Below are 21,598 nucleotides of genomic sequence, written 5' to 3'. Positions count from 1 at the left end.
GGTTCGTTGCCGAATTGGCTTTGGGGCTTAACGCGATGACCGCGCTCAGTGCCAAGATCCAGGACGTTTTCGACGAGCCTGCCTGCGACAAGAACCGTGGAAAGGACGCCAAGGCGCGCAAGGAGGGCTGCACAAGGCCGCTGACGCCAGGAGCGGCAGCGGGCGGTTGCGCGTTTGACGGGGCCAAGATCGTCCTGCAGCCGATCACTGACGTTGCGCACCTGGTCCATGCGCCGCTCGCCTGCGAGGGCAATTCCTGGGACAACCGAGGTGCTGCTTCGTCTGGGCCAACCTTGTGGCGCACAAGCTTCACGACCGACCTTACCGAACTCGATGTGGTGATGGGGCAGGGCGAGCGGAAGCTCTTCAAGGCGATCCGCGAAATCAAGGAAGCGTATGCGCCGCCGGCAGTCTTTGTCTATTCGACCTGCGTGACGGCGCTCATCGGCGATGATATCGAGGCAGTCTGTAAACGCGCCGCCGAAAAATTCGGCTTGGCCGTGGTTCCGATCAATGCGCCGGGATTGGCCGGCTCCAAGAACCTCGGCAACAAGCTCGCCGCCGAGGCGCTGCTCGACCATGTCATCGGCACGGTGGAACCCGACGACGCCGGGCCGTACGACATCAACATCCTTGGTGAATTCAACCTTTCCGGCGAATTCTGGCTGATAAAGCCGCTCCTTGATCGGCTCGGGATCCGGGTACGCGCCTGCATTCCGGGCGACGCGCGCTATCTCGACGTTGCTTCCGCGCACCGCGCCCGGGCGGCTATGGTGGTGTGCTCGACGGCCCTCATCAATCTAGCCCGCAAGATGGACAAGCGCTGGGACATCCCTTTCTTCGAGGGCTCCTTCTACGGGATCTCGGACACCTCGGAAGCCCTCCGCAAAATTGCTGAGCTGCTGGTGAGGAAGGGCGCCGATCGGGAGATCCTCGACCGCACAGAGACGCTGATCGCTGAGCAGGAGGCGGTTGCATGGAAGAAGCTCAAGGCCTACCGGCGGCGGCTCAAAGGCAAGCGCGTGCTGCTCAACACGGGTGGCGTGAAGTCCTGGTCGGTCCTCCATGCGCTGATGGAGATCGGCTTGGAGATCGTCGGCACCTCAGTCAAGAAATCCACGGTCGAAGACAAGGAGCGCATCAAACAGATCCTAAAGGACGACAACCACGTGTTCGAGCAGATGGCAGCGCGCGACCTTTACGCCATGCTCTCAGAAGGCAAGGCCGATATCATGCTGTCGGGCGGGCGCACGCAATTCGTCGCGCTTAAGGCCAAGACGCCCTGGCTCGACATCAACCAGGAGCGCCAATACCCCTACGCCGGTTACGACGGCATGGTGGAACTCGTACGCCAGATCGACCTCGCCATTCACAACCCGATGTGGTGCCAGGTGCGCGAGCGGGCCCCGTGGGAGTGCCAGCCCGATGTGAAGGACGAATTGCCGAGCACCAAGAATGACACGGCGACCATGCGCGCTGTCCAGGAATTCGCCGGCACGACGCGGACTATTTCGGCTGGTGTTGAGGAAATCCGATGACCCGAATCCTTGCCCAGACCAAATCAGCCTCGGTCAATCCACTGAAATCGTCACAGCCGCTGGGTGCCGCCTTGGCCTTTCTCGGCATCGCCGGCGCAGTGCCGCTGTTCCACGGCACCCAGGGCTGCACCAGCTTCGCCCTCGTGCTGTTCGTGCGGCATTTCAAGGAAACGATCCCCCTACAGACCACCGCCATGGATGAAGTGACAACCATCCTCGGCGGGTCGGACAATCTGGAAGAGGCGATCCTCAATCTTAAGACTCGCACGAAGCCAAAGCTGATCGGGGTCTGCACGACGGCGCTGGTGGAAACCCGTGGCGAAGATTCCGCAGGCGACATCGCCGACATCAGGCTGAAACGGGCGGAAGAACTCGCGGGTACTGAGATCGTGCTGGCCAACACGCCGGATTTCAGCGGCGCCCTCGAAGAGGGCTGGGCTAAGGCTGTCACCGCGATGATTGAAGGCATTACGCGGCCTGGCGAGCGGGCGCGCCAGTCAAAGAAGATCGCAATCCTGCCCGGCTGGAACCTCACTGTGGCTGACATCGAGCATTTGCGCGAGATGGTTGAAAGCTTTGGGCTGCACCCGGTGATTTTGCCGGACCTCTCAGGCTCGCTTGACGGTACTGTACCAGACCACTGGGTCCCGACCACCTATGGCGGTACGAGCGTCGAGGACATCCGCGAGCTCGGCGCGGCCGAGCACTGCATTGCCGTCTGCGAGCATATGCGCCGGCCGGCCGAGGTGCTGCACAAGGTGACCGGTATCCCTTACGTGCTGTTCGAGTCACTGACCGGATTGAAGGACGCCGATCAGTTTGTTTCCCTGCTGTCCACGATTTCTGGCGAGTCTGTGCCGGCCAGTGTGCGCCGCCGGCGGGCGCAATTGCAGGATGCGCTGCTCGACGGACATTTCCATTTCGGAGGCAAGAAAATTGCTATCGCTGCTGAACCAGACCAACTCTATCAATTCGCAACCTTCTTCACGGGCATGGGCTCCAAAATCGCGGCGGCGGTCACGACGACCGATATGTCGGAAATTCTGGAAAAGGTACCGGCGGAGTCGATTCAGATCGGTGATCTCGGCGATTTGGAAACGCTTGCCGGCGGCGCTGATCTTCTGGTCACCCATTCACATGGACGCCAGGCGTCGCAGCGCCTTGGCATTCCGCTCATGCGCGTCGGCTTCCCCGTGTTCGACCGGCTCGGCAGCCAGCACAAGCTCTCAATCCTCTATCAAGGGACCCGTGATCTGGTTTTCGAGGTTGCCAACATGTTCCAAGCCGACCGGCATGCGCCGACGCCTGAGGAACTTGATCCATTCCGCAAGCGGGAAACGCCAGGTGGGCCCTGTTCGTCGCCTCTCACTCGTCACTGACGAGGTTCAAGGTCCGATGCGTGAACGACAAGCAGGCGCTTTGCGCGTGGCAATCGCAACCCAGGACATGAAGGAGCTCAATGCACATTTCGGGTCCGCCAAGCGCTTTGTCATCTACGATGTTACGCGCGAGGAATGGAACCTCCTGGAAGCCTTGGCCTTCGACGACGTCTCCGACGAAAGGGGGAAACATCGGACCGAGGGGGATGACCGCATCGCACCGAAGGTGGAAGCGCTGAAGGGCTGCCATCTCCTGTTTTGTCTGGCGATCGGCGGACCTTCGGCAGCCAAGCTTGTTTCGGCAAAGATCCATCCGATCAAGGTGCCGCAGCCACAACCCATACAAGAGGTGCTGTTGCGCACGCAGACGATGCTGAGGACATGTCCTCCGCCCTGGCTGCGCAAGGTGCTGGCTGAGGCAGGTGTCGCCGGAGAGAAACCGTCCTTCGAGGACGAGGACTGAAACGAGGAAAGAGCGAAATGTTTGAAGTCGCGGTTAGCCCTGCTGTCAACGAGGACGAGGCGGCCCTTGCCAGCCCGTTCGTCAAATGCCTCGTGCGGTTGATCCGTGCTCAAGACTCCCACGGGTCATGGGACGGCAAAGCGGACGCCGAGTTGCTGGCCGACTTCATCGTCAGCAAGGAACAGCGCCGTACGATTCCAATAATCGGCGATCCCGATCCGGACGTGCTGTGGAGGCTCGACAAGTTTTACACTGCCGTCGCCCTTGCGATCGAAGAGCGCTCCGGCCTGATGGCATCGCCGATGATCGAAATGAGCCATGAGGGCTTCGGGCGCGTGCTTTTCACCGCCGGGCGTCTGGTCGTTCTGTCCAAGACCCTGCGCGACGTGCATCGGTTCGGCTTCGAGACCCTCCGCAAGCTCGCCGAGGCCGGCACGAGACTGGTCGGCGACGCAATCGCAGCCATCGAAACCTATCCCGAGGTAGCGCGCGCGTGATGAGAGCAGCTTTCGAGGGAAGGGGTCATGACAAGTCTTGAGCAGCCGCCATGGCCAGCCTGCGCAGCCGACGCGGTCCGGGCCGATGGGGCTCTTGAGGTAGCGCCGATGAAGCCACTTGTCCTGATCTGTTCGCATGATACCGAGTTCTATCTGTTCCTGAGCCACATACTGGAGGTGGACGGCTTCGCCAGTGAGCCGGCAGGCGGCGCCAAGGAAGCGCTTGCATTGGCCGACGAACGGGAATTCAAGGCCGTGGTGCTGGACTGCGGGCCAGCGAGCATAACCGGGTCTGCAATCTGCGCCCGGCTCAAGCGCGAGCCCCGGACCGGCCGGCTGCCGATTATTGCCCTGATCGCGCCCGGCGCCGAGAACCAGCACCTCGATCTCCTGAAGGCTGGCATTGACGAGAGCTTTGTGCGGCCGATCGCCCCGGCCAAGCTGCTCGACTGTCTACGGGAGAGGCTGGCGCTCACGAAGCGGGGCGCAAATGGTCTTGAAAACGGCGGCTGGCTCTCCTGTGGCGGCCTCGAGATGAAGCTCGACGCCCACCGGGTTCGCGGCAATGGCCACGACATCCACCTCGGACCCATCGAGTTCAACGTGCTGCGGCTTATGATTGAAGCTCCCGGGAAGGTCTTCAGCCGGGACGAACTTATCGGCGCGGCCTGGCCGCCCAACATCCATGTCGGTGCACGCACCGTCGATGTCCATATCAGCCGGATCAGAAAAGCCCTGAAAACGGCTTCGCCCGGCAGCGTCATTCGCACCGTCAGGTCGGCTGGCTATTCGCTCGAGAAGCCGGACGACTGAATCAAGTGCTGGGTGTGGTGCCACTCCCCTCCCGCGCGCGGTGAGCCGGTCTTGCGGCCTGAAACGCCCTAAACGAATACTCAGGAGAAGCAGGCAAATGGCTTTTAAAAGCGTACTCTGTGTGACCGGCGCTGACAATTCCGATCAGGACGTTAGAACTGCCGCCGGGTTGTGTGCCGAAGTCGGCGCGCACCTTTCCGTACTGATTATGCCGCCTCCAATGCTCCTAATGTCGTATCCGTCGATCGGAGATGGTGTCCCCGAGTGGCCTGGAGGACGTGGACAGGCAATTGCCAGATTGAACGATCGGTTTCGGCAAATCGATCGATATACACAGGACGTGGCCAGACTGGAAAGACGCTCCAAAGATATCCAGAGACTGCTGAGAGCTATGTCGCTCGCCTATGACGTTGATACCGACTATTGCGTTCCGGCAAGCCTCGGCGAAGTGGCACGACAGCGGGCGCTCTGCGCCGACCTCACGATCATCGGACCGTGTCTCCTCAATGACGAGAATCTCGGACCTCCTGTTGTCAACGGCTGCTTGTTCGATACGGGAAGGCCGGTGCTCGTTGTGCCGAAGGGCACTGAGGCGACCTTGTGGCCACGGCGCGTCCTGGTCGGTTGGGATTCGCGAGTCGAGGCGTCCCGTGCGGTTCGGGAAGCGCTGGGTGTCTTATGCGCTGCTGAGGAAGTTCGTGTTGCCCTGGTCGATCCGAAGACGAACTACAACGGGAACGGCGCGGAGCCTGGAGCCGACATCGCTGCCTATCTCACTCGGCACGGTGCTCGGGTGTCGGTTGACCTACTGCCAAGTGCTGGCAAACCGGCTGCTATGGTGCTTGCGCAGCATGCAATCGACATTTCTGCCGACATGATAGTCATGGGTGCTTATGGCAACCGTCGGCTGCGTGAGCGGCTCTTTGGCGGCGTGACCAGATGGATTTTTGAAAAGCCGACATTGCCGCTGTTTTTGGCTCGATGACGGTTCCGGAGCCGCACCGATGCTGTTCGAAGCTCTACCGTGATGCCTGCATTCATACCGTAGATGCGCTCCATCGAAAAAATCATTGAACATGAAAAGCATTGCTCGGGAGGCGACGCCCGCCGGAAATCTCTCCAGTCATGCGCAATGCGGAAAGTGGAACGGAGTCCTCCCAGTTCTGATACCCAGGGTACACCACTCAATTTAACCGCTCGCTTTCCTGGCGCATCCTGCAGCACCACGAGCTGACGATTGTGCTCGCGACCGCGGGACGCATTCGATCCGCAGCTTTGTCGAGGCTGCCTTCAGGCATGTTGGGAGGGAGATCGTCTGGAAGGGGAAGGCGTTGACGAGGTAGGCCGCGAGTAAACAGGCGCTGATCTGAATAGAAGCGGCTATTTCGGTCCAGGCCGAGGTGGACCTGCCGATTGGCGAGGGCTGCTAAGGCGGCCACCAAGCACGGTTGGAAGCCAAAGACGACTTTGATGAGCTCGTCTAGTGTCGAGACCGATTGTCACGCTTCGGAATCACGGTCGTTTAAAGGGAAAGATAATGATCTCGCCGGAGGGCAAACGCGTCTGGTCTCCGGACACGGCCGGGATGGTTGGGGTGCGCAGTGGTGCGCCGCTATCCGGCGCGCCCGAGGCAAAGGCCCTACGTGGCTTGCTGTTGTAAAACCAACTCGCCGGATAGCCGGGCACTACGCCGGCGTTGTCAACGGAGTTCGGGCCAAAACCGTCTCTGTAGAACCCCACCGTATGAAAGATGAAGGTATCTAGTTCGATATCGACGAGAACGATGATGTGCGCCTTCCACCCGAACCTCGGGTCGAAGCCGCTCATCCGGTCCTGGAGCCGTGTGTCAACGCGCGCGGTCAGATAATCCTTGCTGCTTCCAGCGTAGAGAACATCTGCGCCGGATCCGCAGAGCTTGTCATTGTCCCTGCCGAAAATGCGCGGTTCGTCGCGGCCATTGTCAGCGGAGAGTTCGTCCCATGCCTTCTCGCCGCAGGATCCGTGATAGCTTTCCCGGGTCAAAGACTGGTCGTCGCCTCCGCAGTCGGCGATCCGGTCGATGCCACTAGAACCCAAGCTAACATCGTGACGCTCGTTGCCGAAGGCTTCGGAAGCTGGTTGACCGCTAAGAAATCGTTTCAGCTGTAGGATGAGTTTTTTGATCTCAATTCTCACAGACTGCAGCCCACCACGCGACGAAGCGCCTCCATATATCGCTCGTCGAGTCATCGCTCTAATCGATTGCCATTATGCTCTCATTTGCACGATGAATGTTCCCACCTGCATTTCGCCTTCCCGCCGAGCAGTGCGCATGGCACTGCGGCGGCCCACGGGTGGCCAATCATCTGAACATTCAAGATGCCAAACCGCCAACCGTGTGGTGGTCACGTATCTCGGCCACATCGTCGAGCAGACATTGTCGCCGCCCTACCACCCCTATACCGATGCACTTTTGTCGGCGATCCCGATTGCCGACACCTGTGTGGTCAAGAAACACATTGTGCTCGAAAGCCACATTTCCTCGGCGATGGATCCGCCGAGCGGCTGCCCCTTCCAGACGCGCTGTCCGCGCAAGCATCTGGTTCCCAGAGAAATTTGTGAGCGCGAGGTTCCGCCCGTCCGAATGCTGCCGGTAGCCATAATATCAAGTGCCACCTACCGGACGACGCGGTCTTCGCAGTGATGGAGCCGGTCATCAAACTCAAGCCTTAGCCCGAAGAGGAGGCGGGTGAGAGAGGCGGGATCGGGATAGGATCAATTCGGTCGTGTGTGCGCCAGCTGCTGTGCGGCCGTGTCGACGTCTCTACAGCCTCCATCGCTGTTAGGTCGCCATCCGGGTCGACTTAGGCGCGGCGCGCCTGCCGGTGCCCCTCCTCACCCGACAGGGCCCCTACTTTCAACCAAACCAATGACCGAGACGAATTTCCCGAAGGCCCCCCACGGGATCTTCTTGGGTAGAGATCGCCGAAGACAACGGCGTCGGCAACGCACGCCGACGTTAGGAACAAAGGATCTGAGCGGGAACGGCAAAAAATTCAGACATCCGTTCGATCACTTTTCTCCAATGGTGCTGATCCGGGACATCCCGTCCGTTGCACATCATCGGCAATCCCTCCGAACATTAGGGACAGGCTAACCCTTGGCACAGGAAATGCTAATTTGCGCATTTGGGTCCATTCAGTAAATCGAGAATCAGACCGCCGCCGCATTCGCAGACACCTGGGCAGGAAGAAAAGGAACGATATGACTCTTGAAAAGTGGACACGCTTGTCGTCGGCGGCGGCCAAGCGGGAGTGGCTATGAGCGAGCACCTGAGCAAGTGCAGGGTGCCTCAAATAATTCTTGAACGCGGCCGCATTGCCGAACGCTGGCGCTCGCAGCGGTGGGACTCCCTCGTTGCCAATGGCCCGGCCTGGTATGACCGGTTCCCGGGCATGGAGTTTCCGGGGACCGGTCCCGATGACTTTGCCTCCAAAGGAGGAGGTCGCCGACTATTTTGTCGCTTATGCAAAGCAAATCAATGCGCGATCCGCTACGGCGTGGAGGTCAACTCGGGCAAAGAAATGTCGGGCGGCCCGGATTCCGCGTCGAGACGCCGGACGGCGTGATCGAAGCCAACAGCATCGTCGCCGCGACCGGACCTTTCCAGATCCCAGTCACGATCGCCCGCCGCGGGCCTATCGCGGGCGCGATTTCTAATGGTGGCTGGGCGTCCTCGGCAAGTGGGACGCCGAGACCCCGGGACCCGGCACCGAACACGTCACGGTCGCGGTGAGCGGCGCGCGCGGCGGCGAGACGATCGACTTCGGTCGTCTGGCCGCGCAGGGGCTTACGCTCCTCGGTATGACAAGCAAGTACCAGGACGGCGTGATGAGCTTCGCGCCCGATCTCGCGAAAAACATTGCCCTCGGCGACGTAAGCTTGATGTCGCTGCTGGATGAAGCCGACGCCTATGTTGCTCGCAACCGTCTCGACCTCTCGGAAGAGCCCGCGGCCCGTCGGGTCGACCAGGATCCGGAATGCGTGACCAATCCGGTCCGCGAGCTCGACCTGGCCGAGGCCGGGATAGCGGCGATCGTCTGGGCGACAGGCTTTGCTGTCGACTACAGCTGGCTGAAGGTCGACGCCTTCGACGAGAAGGGCCGGCCAAGGCACCACCGTGGCGTCTCGAGCCAGCCCGGCTCTATTGCCTGGGTTTACCTTGGCAGTCGCAAAGAGGGTCCAGCTTCTTCTGGGGCGCCTGGCATGATGCCAAACAGGTGGCCGACCGTATTTCGACGCAGTGAAAATATCTGGCCTACCATGCTGCCGCGAAGGGCCAGCCCGTGGATGCCTGACCTGACCCTGCCCGGCCTGCGGTGTGGAAGGATCACTGCCGCGAGCATCCATCTGCCCAGATCGTCGGTTATCCGACAATGTCGGGTTCCGGACGAGCTGGAATTCGAGAACTCATTGCTTGGGCAGACTTCTTTTCCGGCACGCCTCATGCATGGGAAGTTTTCGAACGCATTTGTGAGATGTCATCCCATGTTAGCCCCTCGAAGAACGAGCCGCGCCCGTTTGAAAAAGCCAAATCCTGTGGTGGAGGTAGCCGCTAGAAGCCGCCGTAACATCCGGAAAAGCTGCGCGACAGCATCACACGCGTCCTTCTCGCCCTTGGCGTGGGTTTGGCGTCCGCTGTCGATGTTGCCGACCTTGAGCCCAACGAGGACAGGCTTTTGCCCTCCTCATCTCGCCGAGCAACCGGGCACGCATCTTTGAGCCATTCTTCACCACGCGCCGCGATTGCGGCGGCACCGGCATGGGCCTCGGCATCGTGCTGGCCCTCCTGATAGCGCATGATGGCACGATCCGCCTGGTTGACTCCGAGCGCGGCACGCGCTTCGAGATCTTCCTGCCGGCTGCATGAATTGGAGCCTGATCCGAAAACCGTCTTTCGGGATCATGCTCTGGAACTGGAGAAGCGAAAAGTGCGCTACGACGTCGTCATCATCGGCGGAGCCATCGTCGGCTCCTCGATCGCCTATTATCTGCGCGAGGAAGGATTTTCGGGCTCGATCGCGCTGGTCGAGCGCGACCCGCAGTTCGCCCATGCGGCGACGACGCTGTCCTGTGCTTCGATCCGCCAGCAGTTTTCGATTCCGGAAAACATCCGGCTGTCGCAGTTCACGCTAAAACTGTTCCGGCGGCTGACGGAAGAATTCGGGGCCGACGCCGATATCGGCTTTCGCGAAGGCGGCTATCTTATCCTTGCCGGCGAGAACGGGTTGCCGATCCTCAAGGCCAACCACGAGACGCAGTTGGCCGAGGGCACCGACATCGTGCTTGAAGATGCGGAGGCGCTCGTCCGCCGGTTTGCATGGCTGTCGGCCGACGGCATCACCGCCGGCGCTTATGGCCGCACGGGCGAGGGCTGGTTCGACGCGCATGCCATGCTGATGCTGTTCCGCAAGGCGCTGCGCGAGAAAAACATCGATTTCATCACCGCCGATGTGACCGGCATCGAACGGCAGGGCGAGCGTGTCACCAGCGTCAGCCTTGACAATGGCGAAAGGCTCGACGCCGGCATCGTCGTCAACGCCGCCGGGCCGAATGCCGGCAATGTTTCGGCAATGGCCGGACTGGTGCTGCCGGTGGAACCGCGCAAGCGCAATGTCTTCATCTTCGAGGCGCGCGAGAAATATGACGACATGCCGATGCTGGTCGATCCCTCAGGCATCTATGTCCGACCCGAAGGCTCGGTCTACATCACCGGCGGGGCCGAACCCGAAGAGGGCGACGGCCCCGCCGACCCCAACGATTTCGAGCCCGACTGGCCGCTGTTCGAAGAGGTGATCTGGCCGGTGCTGGCGACCCGCATTCCCGCCTTCGAAGCCATCAAGCCGACGCGCGCCTGGGCCGGCCACTACGACTACAACACGCTCGACCAGAACGCGGTGATCGGCCCGCATCCGCAGGTGGAGAATTTTCTCTTCGCCAATGGTTTTTCCGGCCACGGCCTGCAGCAGGCGCCGGCGGTCGGCAAGGCGCTGACCGAGCTGATCGTGCATGGCGGCTACCGCACGGTGGACTGCTCGGCGTTTGGGTACAGCCGAGTCGCTGAAGGGCGGGCATTCAGGGAATTGAACGTGATCTAACGCTGGCGTGACAGCGCCCCCCCTCTGGCATGCCGGCCATCTCCCCGCAAGGGGAGATCGGCAGCTTCACTGGCGGCTCCAAACTTCAGCCTTGGAGATTGGCGAAAGCAGCGATGACGGCCAATCTCCCCCCACACGGGGCAGGGCTATCGCATTTGAGTCATGAGTTGGAAGAGATAAGCATCGTTCCAGCCTGCACGCATCATTTTGCCACGCATGGTGCCTTTTTGCTGTCCGTTCGAAAGGTATTAAGGCAGAAGCGCCAAGCGAGGTTTTCGGGGCCGTGATCCTTTCTGGTCCGGCAGTCGTCCTCGCAGAAGACCTCGTCGAGCTGCCAGTGCAGGCCATTCTCGACATCCCAGTGACGGCGCACGACGGCGAGCAGGACTCGCGTCCGCCAACTTACACCAGCTCCCTGCCCTTCGCGTCGATCGCGTTGGCAACCACCTCGTTCGTGGCCTCGTCGGGCAGCAGCATCTCGTTATGCGCCTTGCCGGACGGGATCATCGGGAAGCAGTTTGCCAGCGCGGCGACGCGGCAGTCGAAGATCACCGGCTTCTTGACCGAGATCATCTCCCTGATCGCGTCGTCGAGATCGCCGGGCTTTTCGCAGCCAATGCCGTGGCCGCCATAGGCCTCCGCCAGCTTGACAAAGTCCGGCATCGCCTCGGTGTAGGAGTGCGACAGCCGGTTGCCGTGCAGCAGCTGCTGCCACTGCCGCACCATGCCCATATACTGATTGTTCAGGATGAAGATTTTTATCGGCGCTTCGAACTGAACCGCGCAACTCATCTCCTGGATCGTCATCTGCACCGAGGCGTCGCCGGCAATGTCGATGACCAGCGAGTCCGGATGCGCGATCTGCACGCCCAAAGCCGCCGGAAGGCCGTAACCCATCGTACCCAGCCCACCTGAAGTCATCCAGCGGTTCGGCTTCTCGAAATGGAAATACTGCGCAGCCCACATCTGGTGCTGGCCGACCTCGGTGGTGATGTAGGTGTCGAGATGTTTGGTCAGCTCGGAGAGCCGCTGCACCGCATATTGTGGCATGATCACCTCGTCGTTGGGCGTGTAGGCCAATGAATCGCGGGCGCGCCAGCGGGCGATCTGCTCCCACCACGGATGGAGCGGCTTCTTGTCGGCCCTTGCCGTCGCGCGCCACAGCCGCACCATGTCTTCCAGCACGCGGCCGACATCGCCGATGATCGGCACGTCGGCGCGGACGTTCTTGTTGATCGACGACGGATCGATGTCGATGTGGATCTTTTTCGAGTTTGGCGAGAACGCGTTCAGCCGCCCGGTAATGCGGTCGTCGAAGCGCGCGCCGATGCAGATCATCACGTCGCAATCGTGCATCGCCATATTGGCTTCGTAGGTGCCGTGCATGCCGAGCATGCCAAGCCAGTTCTTGCCGCTGGCCGGATAAGCGCCGAGACCCATCAGGGTCGAGGTGATGGGAAAGCCGGTCAGGTCGACCAGTTCGCGCAGCAGGGGGCTCGCTTCCGCGCCCGAATTGATGACGCCGCCGCCGGAATAGATGACCGGGCTCTTGGCCTCCATCATCAGCGCCACCGCGGCCTTGATCTTGTCGAGGTCGCCCTGGACCTTGGGCTGGTAGCTGGTGCGCGGCGCCGTCTGCGGCGGCGTGTACATGCCCCTGGCGAACTGAACGTCTTTCGGCACGTCGACGACCACCGGCCCGGGCCGGCCGGTCGTGGCGACATGAAACGCCTCGTGCAGGATGCCCGCCAGTTCGTTGACGTCCTTCACCAGCCAGTTGTGCTTGGTGCAGGGCCGCGTGATGCCGATCGTGTCACATTCCTGGAACGCGTCCGAGCCGATCAGCGAGGTCGGAACCTGACCGGTGATGCAGACCAGCGGGATCGAATCCATCAGCGCGTCCTGCAGCGGCGTCACCGCATTGGTCGCCCCGGGCCCAGACGTCACCAGCATCACGCCGGCCTTGCCGGTCGAGCGTGCATAGCCCTCGGCGGCATGGCCGGCGCCCTGCTCGTGGCGCACCAGAATGTGTTGGACGTCGTCTTGCTGAAAGAGCTCGTCATAAATCGGGAGAACCGCGCCGCCGGGATAGCCGAAGAGATGCTTGACGCCATTGTCCTTCAGCGCCTGCACGACCATTTCGGCGCCGGTCATTTCACGCCGTCCGGTTTCGTCCTGTCGGTTGCTCATCGGTCTGTCCCGTTCTTGTCGCCTGCGGCGATTGCTGGTCGTTTAGTCTTGTTTCAGGCAATAAAAAGGCCCCCGAGGGAGCCTGTGTGTAGCGCATGGGAGGTTTTCGCCCGGCGGTTACACCGCCTTGCCCACGCGCTTTCCTACTACGAGAATGAGTGTCATCTTCATGGGCGCGGAGACTAATTGCGGGAAAGGCATGGTGTCAATGAGCAAATTCGACACCTCTGCCTATCGGCTTTAATTGCTAAAGAAGCGGCCGAGAGCGTCGGCCGTCTGTTCGGGAATCCCTTCCGGGAAAAAGTGGCCGCCTTCAAGCTTCTTGCCTTGAACGTCATCCGCCCAGGCCCGCCAGAGCGCGATCGGTCCGCCTTCTGCGGCATACCAGGTATCGATTGGTCCGTTGGCGCTCCAAACGGCGAGCAGGGGAATCCGGCGGCCGCCGGCCCAATCCGCCCTGTCGTGCTCGCGGTCGATTGTCGCTGCCGCTCGATGTTTCTCGCAGATTGCATGGACGTGGTAGGGATCGCGAAGGCGTCGACATAGGCTGCTTGGACTTCAGCGGAAAATGCGTCGGGCGACGAGCCCCATTCTCCGAGCGCATTATCAATGATGGCATCGGCGGCTGCGGACACGATGCGCTCGGGCAACGGCTCGGGCTGCGCCAGCAGCGACCATGGCCAGAATGCCAATACAAGCCTCGCGTCGGCCTCTCCCACGTTGTCTCCGTCGGCAGGACGTCGAGCACGGCGAGCCGGTTGATATACGGTCAGGATGGTCAAGCGCCATGCGATAGGCGACGCGTCCCCCGAAACGAAGAGGGCGGACGGCGGAGGAAGAGTTGTTCGATCGCGAGCTGGAACACTTGCCGGCAGAGGCGCGCTGGCGCGAATGGATGCACCGGGTGGAAGCGATGATTTTTGCTGCGAGCGAGCCGGTCGGCCGCGAGACGCTCGCCCGCATCGTCGGCAAGAATTGGGGCATCGAGCTGCTCATTGACGACATTCGCGAGGAGCTGCGCGGCCTGCCCTACGATCTGGTCGCGATCGCCGGCGGCTGGCAGCACCGTAGCCGGCCTACGCCGATGCCATTCATGTCGCGTCAGGCGAGAGCGAACAGAGCAGCGATCTGTCGCAATCGGAGGCGCTGGTGCTGATGACGATCGCCTATTTCCAGCCGATCACCCGCAGTGAGCTGTCGAGCTTCTTTTGGCCGTGAGATCAGCCGCGATCTGATCGCCAACCTGTTGGAGAACGATGCGGGACGCTTGAGACAGATTAGAGGCAGTTGGGTAGACGGACATGCGCTCGACATCCACACGACGGGAAGTGTCTATCTCGGCGTGAACGAGACGGGCACGACGTCTATGACACTACGCGCTTCGAAGTCGGCGAGTTGCTCTACCGCTTGAAAATATCGCGCTGATCTTAAGGCTGCAGAGGAACTGGTCGCGATGGCCGCAGCCTACATCGCACCAAACGCGGCGAATTTCGATGTGCCATCCCGGTTGCGAACTGCATCGTGACCACGCGCCCGCCGACACAATTGAAGGGCGTAGTTGATCCACAGCGCCGCCGCGAACTGCAGTTGTGTGCGTCAAGTTCTTGTGTGGATGCCAGCCATTTTGCAAGGAGGAACCTGAAGCATTGGACATGTGATCGAGTGCGGGCATGTGTCAGGCCTTGATTTGCGGCCGTTCCATGTGCCGCGGGCCGGTATGGTGATGCGCGGATCAGGTCCAAATCAGCAAAGCGAGCTTGCGTGGGCTCTCAACTTGACTCTGGTTTTCCTGACCCCGATCTGATCGATCATTTGCCCATGCAGTTCATGCCTTCATTGTATTAAATATTCGTAGAAACGAGCCGGTGACGATGTCGAGATTTGGCGCGTGCTCGCGCAGCAGGGGTAGGAGAGGCGGCAGCAAGATCAGGGCTTGATGGTCGGGTATCGGCATTATTGTCTTTAATCGCCATCCCCCCTGGCGGTTCAACATCCCGCGGAGCGCATCCAACACCGGCGGCAGCATTCGGGCCAACCGTTCGGCCTGCGGCGTCGGGACCAAGCCGCTCGAGCCGCGAACCAAAAGATCGTCATTGAAAATGCCACGCAGCCTTGTCAACGCTCGGCTCATCGACGGTTGGCTCAAGCGCACGTGCCGAGCCGCATGCGTGACGTTGCGGTGCTCCAGCAGCGCCTCAAGAGACAACAGTAAATTCAGATCAATGGATGCCAGCATTTGCTGTTGCCGTGCGGCGCGAGCACCCTCGACAATCAGTCGTGGCCGATCACGCGTGTTTGAAGAAATCTGCCGACTGCAAGAGAGCTCACCCATGTCTTTTTCCTCTTGTTTTAATATGGAATGTGCTCAAGCTAACGTCTTGAGATCTGGCGTGCGGTGTAGGTCGATGCTGCTTAGCACATCAGCGATGTCGCCAACCGGGTGGGTCGACATATTCAATACACGGGGTCTCGATCAGCGAAGCGATGACAGTCGAATGCTCGACACCGACGGACCCGGCGACGAGAGCCCTTATTGCGGATCGGCTCAACTAGTTTGACGAGGGGCCGCAGCCGCAAGTTCGTCGCTCCCGTGCCAGCACAATCGGCTACAACCGACCTGGGTAGTTGGTCTGCGGTCTTCGCCATCGGGGTTACCACAGCACATTAACCACGCCTCGGCGAGGCCGGAATGCTGCCCTGATTCACTTGGTCGCGATCAGCCTCATGCTGGCAAGTCCGCCGCCTAGAGCTTTGCGAGAAGTCGTGGCACCATCGATAGGATATCGTGGCCGTGGAGACTGTTCTTCATTGCGCTCCAACGGTCTTTCCGTTCCTCTGGCGACATGCGAAATGCCTTTTCCGTGGAGGCCGCCACAGCCTCTGGGTCATAGGGATGGATAAGCTCATAATGTTCTTGATGGTCACTCCTGTTGACTGCTAGCTCTTGGCTTTGATCACAACCACGTTAGGAGCGGTCAGCAGGTGGGACAATCTCATTAGGCGCATGGCAGAATAGCACACACAAATAGGAACTAAGCGGGGCAGGAACTGAATTCCCAAAGCTTCGGTTTTGGATCATGGAGCGCGGCCGCCGCAACTATCCTGCGCAGCCAGCCAGGCCGAAGTTTCATCGACGGTGGCGGTGGTGGCAGAACGGGAGGAAAGGTTCGCGGCAAAGTGATTGTTCCTCACTTTGAAGGCGCTGCGTCTCAGTCTACCCCATGGTGGGAGAAGGTGGATGGGCGGGCGGCGCCGAGCCGGATGAGCAACCGTTTTCATGTTGCCGGGCCTCAGTTGAGCGTCATCGTTGGCTGGATCCGGGAGACCCGCGGCGGCAGCTTTCGGCGAGGTGATCATGGAACGATTTCTCCTTGGTCCGCGACGTGTCTGCGAATCACGGCGCATGTACCGTGCCAAGTGTGAAAACCGTTCAAACGCAAGGTGATGAATTCGCCTCAGCTACGTTGCGTATCCGATATTGTCGGACATTGGACAGGACCGAACGCAAAGCCCTCGCGGTGAGACGATATGTTGCTCGTGCGGAAGAGGATTGAGCGCTACTGCCGCGCAAATGGGATAGGATGTGCCTCGAACTGGCCGCGAGCACCTGAGAGCGTTGGAATTTGAGTGCGAGCTGGTGAAGGCCTGGAGACGATGGTGATCGGCGAGGTGGGCTTCCTCGATCGGCAGGCCAGGATCGCTACGAGCAGAGGAGTCAGGAGCGGTTCGGTTGGCCGGGAAGGGAGATGGCCGCCAGGCGACTCGCAGTGGAACGGTGCTGCATCGAGCATTCCCGCTCGAACAGATGCATGACCGCCCACCCCGTATTCGGCAATTGGCCGGAGCCGCTTGAGCTGAACGAAGAGCCGCCGTGCAGTGCCGTTCAGAAAGCTCGAATTTAGCGTAGGGGTCTTCTCCACGAGGAGCGTTGGTCCATCATGTGGTCTCATCGGTGGCTCCTTCGACTCAGGTTGAAGATCAGCAACCCGACCCTGCCGGGGAGCATCGATGACCACCGACACGCCGCTCGCTCGCTTCAGCGCTGTTGAGGCGCGCTCGCGAGCGGCTTCGTCACCGCCGACTTACGCCACTCAGCAAGGCACGCCCCCGCATTCCGCTTTTTCTGCAGTCTAACAATGTCGGGTATGGCCACGGCGGTTTGCAGCTATCCTATTGAAACCGAATAATTTCAGATTTGGCACGGAACATGCGCAAATAGCTGCAGACGCATGAGTAGAGGAGAGACAGCATGGTGCCGAGACATCCTGATACGCGGGAGTACGTGCGATTCCGGGGCGCGATACCACCGGCCGCGGACTCGAGGTAGGTCGTCGGCATGCGATGTGCCGGTAAGATGCGGCGACTGTTTTTGACATAGGTGGCGCTTTTTGGCCTGACGGCGGGCGCCACCGCTGCCGAGGTGCCGGTGATCGCCGAGTCTGCGTCGGTAGCCGGGGCGGCCTGAGTCTTTTCGTTCGAGGGTGGACTCACGCTACTGGTACAGTACCGGCGAAGCATCGAAGAACCTTTACGATTCCAGCGGCATGTCGCTGCTCTCGTGACTCACCTATGACCATCTCGATGCGCACTCGGAGGAAGTATTCTTCAATGCCATCCACAATCCGACTGGCATTTTCCTCAAGGGCCTCCTCGGTGCGGGCGGGATTACGGAGGGGTCTTTCGTCGACGAGGATTGGCTGGCTGGGGGCTCCCATTCGAGCACGTTAGCGATCAGGACTTCTCCGCGAGAAGGGCTCCGGTTATGAAGGAGCCCCTTAGGGCAGTACTCCCTAGAGCACGCATGTTGCCCGTCAGGAAGTCTAGCCACACAGTCGAGGAAGAGGGGCAATTTGACGCCCCGCGACATGTCGGGTGGCATTGTCCGACGCCCGACGAATGTCGGACATGCGACATAGCCGGTTCGATCGGTTGCCTTGTATCTAAACGGGTTTTTCCTTTGGCGCGCATATTGCTTCGTGTCATCCGACCGACTTCATGCGGAGAGCGTCGACATGTGCACAATGATTTCTGCCGCCGCGACATCCGGCGTCCTACAGCATGACTTTCCAGATGCAGAAGAAGAAAGAGGCCGTGATCGTCACGTGTGATCGGGCGTTGAGAATTCCCTGATTGTAGGCATCGAAGATCCCTTATTGGCGCGGACGCCGACTCTGGAATCGGTCACCCGACCAGTTCCTGGATGTTCTCAAGGAACTCTCTGTGATGATGACTGCGGCCCTGCTGCACCCGCCTGGAGGCTCTCCTCCAAGGCGACTCTCGGCGGTGCTGCGGACCGGCGTGAGAAGCCAAATCCAAAATGCGTATTCCGAAAACCGAAAGAAGTAAGAGACATGGACGAGATTGGCGCTTTGACCCTCGGGCTACTGGTTCAGCGGGCATCGGGATCGGCAACCACTCAGACGCTGCCCAACGGTTCGAACGGTGCACATTCCCCGCCAGCGCCGGCCGATTTTGAGCGGGCACTTAACATAAACGACCGCTATAGCGGACTCACTGTCAATCTCCCAGAAATGCCTTTCTGGCTGACGGGGGGTGAAGCCTTCGTCTACCGCCTGACTAGCCACGGCAAGCGCCAGTTCATGCTGGTCGATGTCGCCACGGGCGTGAAGCGGCCGCCCTTCGATCAGGCCCGTCTGGCGGCGGCGCTAAACGGGGCGAGCCATAAGCGGTATCAGGCCGACGATCTTCCCTTCGAGCGTTTCGACCTGACCGAGGATGGTCGCAGGCTCGACTTCCAGATTGAAGACACCTGGTGGAGCTGCGACCTTGTAAGCTATGACTGTACCAGCACCACATTGGATTCGGACGACCCGGAACTTTGGCCGCTCGGCCACCTATACACGCCGCCGGCGCAGAACGACCCCGACAACTGCAGCGCGTCGCCCGACGGCAAATGGATCGCCTATATCAAGAACCACAATGTTTTCCTGCGCAGCAATGACGGATTGCAGAATGTTGCGCTGAGCCGGGATGGATCAGAGGGCAATTACTACGACTTTTCGACACTGAGCTGGTCGCCGGACTCGCGCCACCTCGCGGCCTACCGTGTTCGTCCCGGCTTCAAGCGGGAGCTCCACTACCTCGATTCGTCGACGGACCAGTTGCAGCGCGAACATTCAACACTGGTCTATCCCAAGCCGGGCGATGTCCTTCCGCTACCCCAGCCGGTCCTGTTCGAGATTGCCGGCCAGCGCCAGGTCGCGATTGACGACGCCCTGTTCTCGAACCCCTTCGAACTTTCCCCTCCCCGGTGGTGGGCGGACGGTCGCGGCTTTACTTTCGAATATAACCAGCGCGGGCATCAGCTCTATCGGCTGGTCGAGGTAGACGCCCGCACAGGGCGCGCACGCTCGCTGATCGAAGAGACCAGCACGACCTTCGTTGATTACCGGCTGCTGGTGATGAACCAGCACGGTACCGGGAAAGTCTTTCGTTACGATGTCGACGACGGGAAGGAGATCATCTGGGCGTCCGAGCGCAATGGGCATGAGCACCTGTATCTGTTCGACGGCCAGACGGGCGCGCTCAAGAACCAGATCACCTTCGGTGAGTGGGTGGTCCGGGGGGTCAACCATGTCGATCCGGTCAAGCGCCAGATCTGGTTCGAGGCGAGCGGGATGCACCCGGGGGAGGATCCCTACTTCGTCCATGGCTACCGCATCGGCTTCGACGGGAAGGGGCTGACTGAGCTCACGCCCGAGCCGGCCAATCACCATATCGAGTTCTCTCCCGACGGCCGCTATTACGTCGATCTCTGGTCACGCATCGATCTACCGCCCCGCATGACGCTCTACCGCGCCGGCGACAATGCCAAGCTCATGCAGGTGGAGACCGCCGACATGTCCGAGCTCGTCGCCGCCGGCTGGCAGCCTCCACTCAGCTTCCACGCCAAGGGGCGCGACGGCAAGACTGACATCTGGGGCGTGATCCACCTGCCCGCCAATTTCGATCCGAAGAAGAAGTACCCGGTGGTGGAGAATATCTATGCCGGGCCCCAGGGCTCCTTTGTCCCAAAATCCTTCTCAAGGCGGACAGAGCCGCTCACGCAGCTGGGCTTCGTCGTTGTGCAGATCGATGGCATGGGTACCAACAACCGCTCGCGCGCCTTTCATGACGTTGCCTGGAAAAATCTGAATGACGCAGGCTTTCCCGATCGCATCCTATGGCACAAGGCGGCCGCCGCGAGGTATCCGTGGTACGATATCTCCAATGTCGGCATTTTCGGCGGGTCCGCAGGCGGCCAGAGCGCGGTGGGCGCGCTGCTCTTCCATCCCGAATTCTATAAGGTCGCGGTCGCCAACAGCGGCTGCTACGACAACCGGATAGACAAGATATGGTGGAACGAACAGTGGATGGGGTGGCCAGTCGGCATTGAATATTCCCAATCCTCCGCCATCGACAATGCTTACAGGCTGCAGGGTAGGCTGATGCTCGTCGTCGGCGAAATGGACCACAATGTCGACCCGTCCTCCACGTTCCAGCTTGCCGACCGGCTCATCAAGGCGGGCAAAGATTTCGACATGGTCTATGTGCCTGGTGCCGATCACGGCGCGCCAGGCATCTATACTAAGCGCAAACTCCTGGACTTCTTCGTTCGCAACATTCTCAGGCAGACCCCACCCGACTGGAACGCCACACCAGTCGAGCTCGAATAAGACAAATCGTTACGATCGATGGCGCCGGTAGCTTGTGCCTCTTGCAATTGTTCGCTCGCCTTCATGGCTGTAATCAGGGGGACGCGCGAGCAGATCGTCCCCGCTCGACGAGCGTGTGCGTCTAACACTTGCGCTGCGTAGCGAGGATAGGCTCGCCGCGACAATATCGACGCGTTGGGTCGGCAGCACAATCTATCTGGGCAATACAGCACGTGGTTTGCCGAAGCATTCACAGCACTACACGCGACTTTGCCAGGCTCTCGTCCCGGCGACGCGGACCCTCAGGAGAGCCGTTCGGCTCGCACAAATCCTCATCTCCTATGCCATCACTGGCAGCCTTGCTGAACGGAATTCGGTAGCTTCCACCGACATGCGATGGAGCACGATGCCCAACTAGCGGGCAAGGGCCACCTTGGCGCGCTCCATGCGCCCGACGTTTCGCCACGGAGAGCGCCCAGTCTTTCAGGCTCGAGAAGCGGGTTGCCCGCTTTGAGCATGATGTGCGCCGCTTCAAAGCGCCCGGTTCGCACCATGGTATCGCCGACCTTGCTACACCACCGTCTCGATCGGTTTCACCGGATTGATATTTTGGGCGTAAGCCCGAAGTAGGCTCCGACCGTATTGGATTTTCCAAAGCGCATCCGGTCGTCCACCGCCGCGCGATAGGTCAGTGCGACCAAGGCGCCGACGCGCCAGGTGTGCGCTATCAGCGCGCAATCTTCAGCGGTCGGAGAGGTCAGTCGTGGAAAGTTTGAGGCGCGCATCCTGGAACCAACGGCAGGGCATGTCCAAAAGCTGACAGCGACAAAAAAACATGTCTGGTCCAAAAAAACCGGCCGCCTTGGGCGAGAGGTTTCTCGAAGCCTACTCATGCAGTTGCTGCGGCTAACCGCGCTGGCACGGCC

At 60.5% G+C, this 21,598-nt stretch carries 12 protein-coding genes and 5 pseudogenes; 13 read left to right on the top strand and 4 right to left on the bottom strand.

The features are described from left to right. Window positions 1–35 precede the first annotated feature (35 nt). From nifE to AC0L28_RS23945, 6 genes are all read left to right on the top strand, one after another. Window positions 36–1,538, top strand: coding sequence for a nitrogenase iron-molybdenum cofactor biosynthesis protein NifE (nifE, locus tag AC0L28_RS23970; protein WP_473480579.1), 1,503 nt, complete (start codon window positions 36–38; stop codon window positions 1,536–1,538). Then, window positions 1,535–2,917: a nitrogenase iron-molybdenum cofactor biosynthesis protein NifN gene (nifN, locus tag AC0L28_RS23965; RefSeq protein ID WP_473480577.1), complete on the top strand. Its 1,383-nt coding sequence runs from the start codon at window positions 1,535–1,537 to the stop codon at window positions 2,915–2,917. Before nifE ends, nifN begins: the two co-directional genes overlap by 4 nt. Beyond that, entirely contained in the window at window positions 2,883–3,380 is a 498-nt protein-coding gene (nifX, locus tag AC0L28_RS23960; protein ID WP_163603092.1) for a nitrogen fixation protein NifX, read from the top strand. Before nifN ends, nifX begins: the two co-directional genes overlap by 35 nt. Before the next feature lie 17 nt (window positions 3,381–3,397). Next, window positions 3,398–3,877, top strand: a complete 480-nt coding sequence (locus AC0L28_RS23955) for a NifX-associated nitrogen fixation protein (protein WP_065010706.1) — start codon at window positions 3,398–3,400, stop codon at window positions 3,875–3,877. 27 nt (window positions 3,878–3,904) lie between these two features. Beyond that, window positions 3,905–4,690: a response regulator transcription factor gene (locus AC0L28_RS23950; protein ID WP_141246642.1), complete on the top strand. Its 786-nt coding sequence runs from the start codon at window positions 3,905–3,907 to the stop codon at window positions 4,688–4,690. A gap of 97 nt (window positions 4,691–4,787) precedes the next feature. Then, the gene (locus AC0L28_RS23945; RefSeq protein WP_473480575.1) at window positions 4,788–5,675 is read left to right on the top strand and encodes a universal stress protein; all 888 of its coding nucleotides are present in this window, start codon (window positions 4,788–4,790) and stop codon (window positions 5,673–5,675) included. Window positions 5,676–6,202: 527 nt separating this feature from the next. Here the strand turns inward: AC0L28_RS23945 and AC0L28_RS23940 are convergent. Next, complete coding sequence (locus AC0L28_RS23940) at window positions 6,203–6,865, bottom strand: hypothetical protein (protein ID WP_473480573.1); 663 nt, start codon at window positions 6,863–6,865, stop codon at window positions 6,203–6,205. Between the two features lie 193 nt (window positions 6,866–7,058). Between AC0L28_RS23940 and AC0L28_RS23935 the strand changes: the two are divergent. The 4 genes and pseudogenes from AC0L28_RS23935 to AC0L28_RS23920 all read left to right on the top strand — a co-directional run. Beyond that, a pseudogene (locus AC0L28_RS23935) lies at window positions 7,059–7,402 on the top strand (oligopeptide/dipeptide ABC transporter ATP-binding protein); the annotation flags it as partial. A gap of 587 nt (window positions 7,403–7,989) precedes the next feature. Next, window positions 7,990–8,976 (top strand): annotated as a pseudogene (locus AC0L28_RS23930) (NAD(P)/FAD-dependent oxidoreductase). Between the two features lie 443 nt (window positions 8,977–9,419). Then, window positions 9,420–9,599: pseudogene (locus tag AC0L28_RS23925) on the top strand (ATP-binding protein); the annotation flags it as partial. A 61-nt stretch (window positions 9,600–9,660) separates the two neighbouring features. Next, window positions 9,661–10,827 (top strand): NAD(P)/FAD-dependent oxidoreductase, encoded by a 1,167-nt coding sequence (locus AC0L28_RS23920; RefSeq protein WP_473480571.1) that lies wholly within the window; start codon window positions 9,661–9,663, stop codon window positions 10,825–10,827. A 402-nt stretch (window positions 10,828–11,229) separates the two neighbouring features. Here the strand turns inward: AC0L28_RS23920 and AC0L28_RS23915 are convergent, their stop codons facing one another. Next, complete coding sequence (locus tag AC0L28_RS23915; protein ID WP_473480568.1) at window positions 11,230–13,017, bottom strand: acetolactate synthase 3 large subunit; 1,788 nt, start codon at window positions 13,015–13,017, stop codon at window positions 11,230–11,232. A gap of 186 nt (window positions 13,018–13,203) precedes the next feature. Between AC0L28_RS23915 and AC0L28_RS23910 the strand changes: the two genes are divergently transcribed. Next, window positions 13,204–13,563 (top strand): hypothetical protein, encoded by a 360-nt coding sequence (locus AC0L28_RS23910; protein WP_156768484.1) that lies wholly within the window; start codon window positions 13,204–13,206, stop codon window positions 13,561–13,563. A 295-nt stretch (window positions 13,564–13,858) separates the two neighbouring features. After that, window positions 13,859–14,173 carry an SMC-Scp complex subunit ScpB gene (locus AC0L28_RS23905; protein WP_348626653.1) on the top strand — a complete coding sequence of 105 codons (315 nt, stop codon included), beginning with the start codon at window positions 13,859–13,861 and terminating at the stop codon, window positions 14,171–14,173. Window positions 14,174–14,869: 696 nt separating this feature from the next. Here AC0L28_RS23905 and AC0L28_RS23900 read toward each other — a convergent pair. Further along, window positions 14,870–15,349, bottom strand: a pseudogene (locus AC0L28_RS23900) (LysR family transcriptional regulator); the annotation flags it as partial. 3,019 nt (window positions 15,350–18,368) lie between these two features. Between AC0L28_RS23900 and AC0L28_RS23895 the strand changes: the two are divergent. Then, the gene (locus AC0L28_RS23895; protein ID WP_473480720.1) at window positions 18,369–20,693 is read left to right on the top strand and encodes a S9 family peptidase; all 2,325 of its coding nucleotides are present in this window, start codon (window positions 18,369–18,371) and stop codon (window positions 20,691–20,693) included. 396 nt (window positions 20,694–21,089) lie between these two features. Here the strand turns inward: AC0L28_RS23895 and AC0L28_RS23890 are convergent. Then, window positions 21,090–21,382: pseudogene (locus AC0L28_RS23890) on the bottom strand (transposase); the annotation flags it as partial. Window positions 21,383–21,598: the final 216 nt, after the last annotated feature.

The organism is Mesorhizobium sp. WSM4847, from assembly GCF_055811335.1.
The sequence above is the reverse complement of the archived record's forward strand: the minus strand, read 5'-3'. Positions and strand labels throughout refer to the sequence as shown.

Excerpts from the sequence above, each read along its gene's own strand:
- nifE (WP_473480579.1), top strand. The coding sequence starts at position 36 with ATGACCGCGCTCAGTGCCAAGATCCAGGACGTTTTCGACGAGCCTGCC.
- nifN (WP_473480577.1), top strand. The coding sequence starts at position 1,535 with ATGACCCGAATCCTTGCCCAGACCAAATCAGCCTCGGTCAATCCACTG.
- AC0L28_RS23955 (WP_065010706.1), top strand. The coding sequence starts at position 3,398 with ATGTTTGAAGTCGCGGTTAGCCCTGCTGTCAACGAGGACGAGGCGGCC.
- AC0L28_RS23950 (WP_141246642.1), top strand. The coding sequence starts at position 3,905 with ATGACAAGTCTTGAGCAGCCGCCATGGCCAGCCTGCGCAGCCGACGCG.
- AC0L28_RS23945 (WP_473480575.1), top strand. The coding sequence starts at position 4,788 with ATGGCTTTTAAAAGCGTACTCTGTGTGACCGGCGCTGACAATTCCGAT.
- AC0L28_RS23915 (WP_473480568.1), bottom strand. The coding sequence starts at position 13,017 with ATGAGCAACCGACAGGACGAAACCGGACGGCGTGAAATGACCGGCGCC.
- AC0L28_RS23895 (WP_473480720.1), top strand. The coding sequence starts at position 18,369 with ATGGACGAGATTGGCGCTTTGACCCTCGGGCTACTGGTTCAGCGGGCA.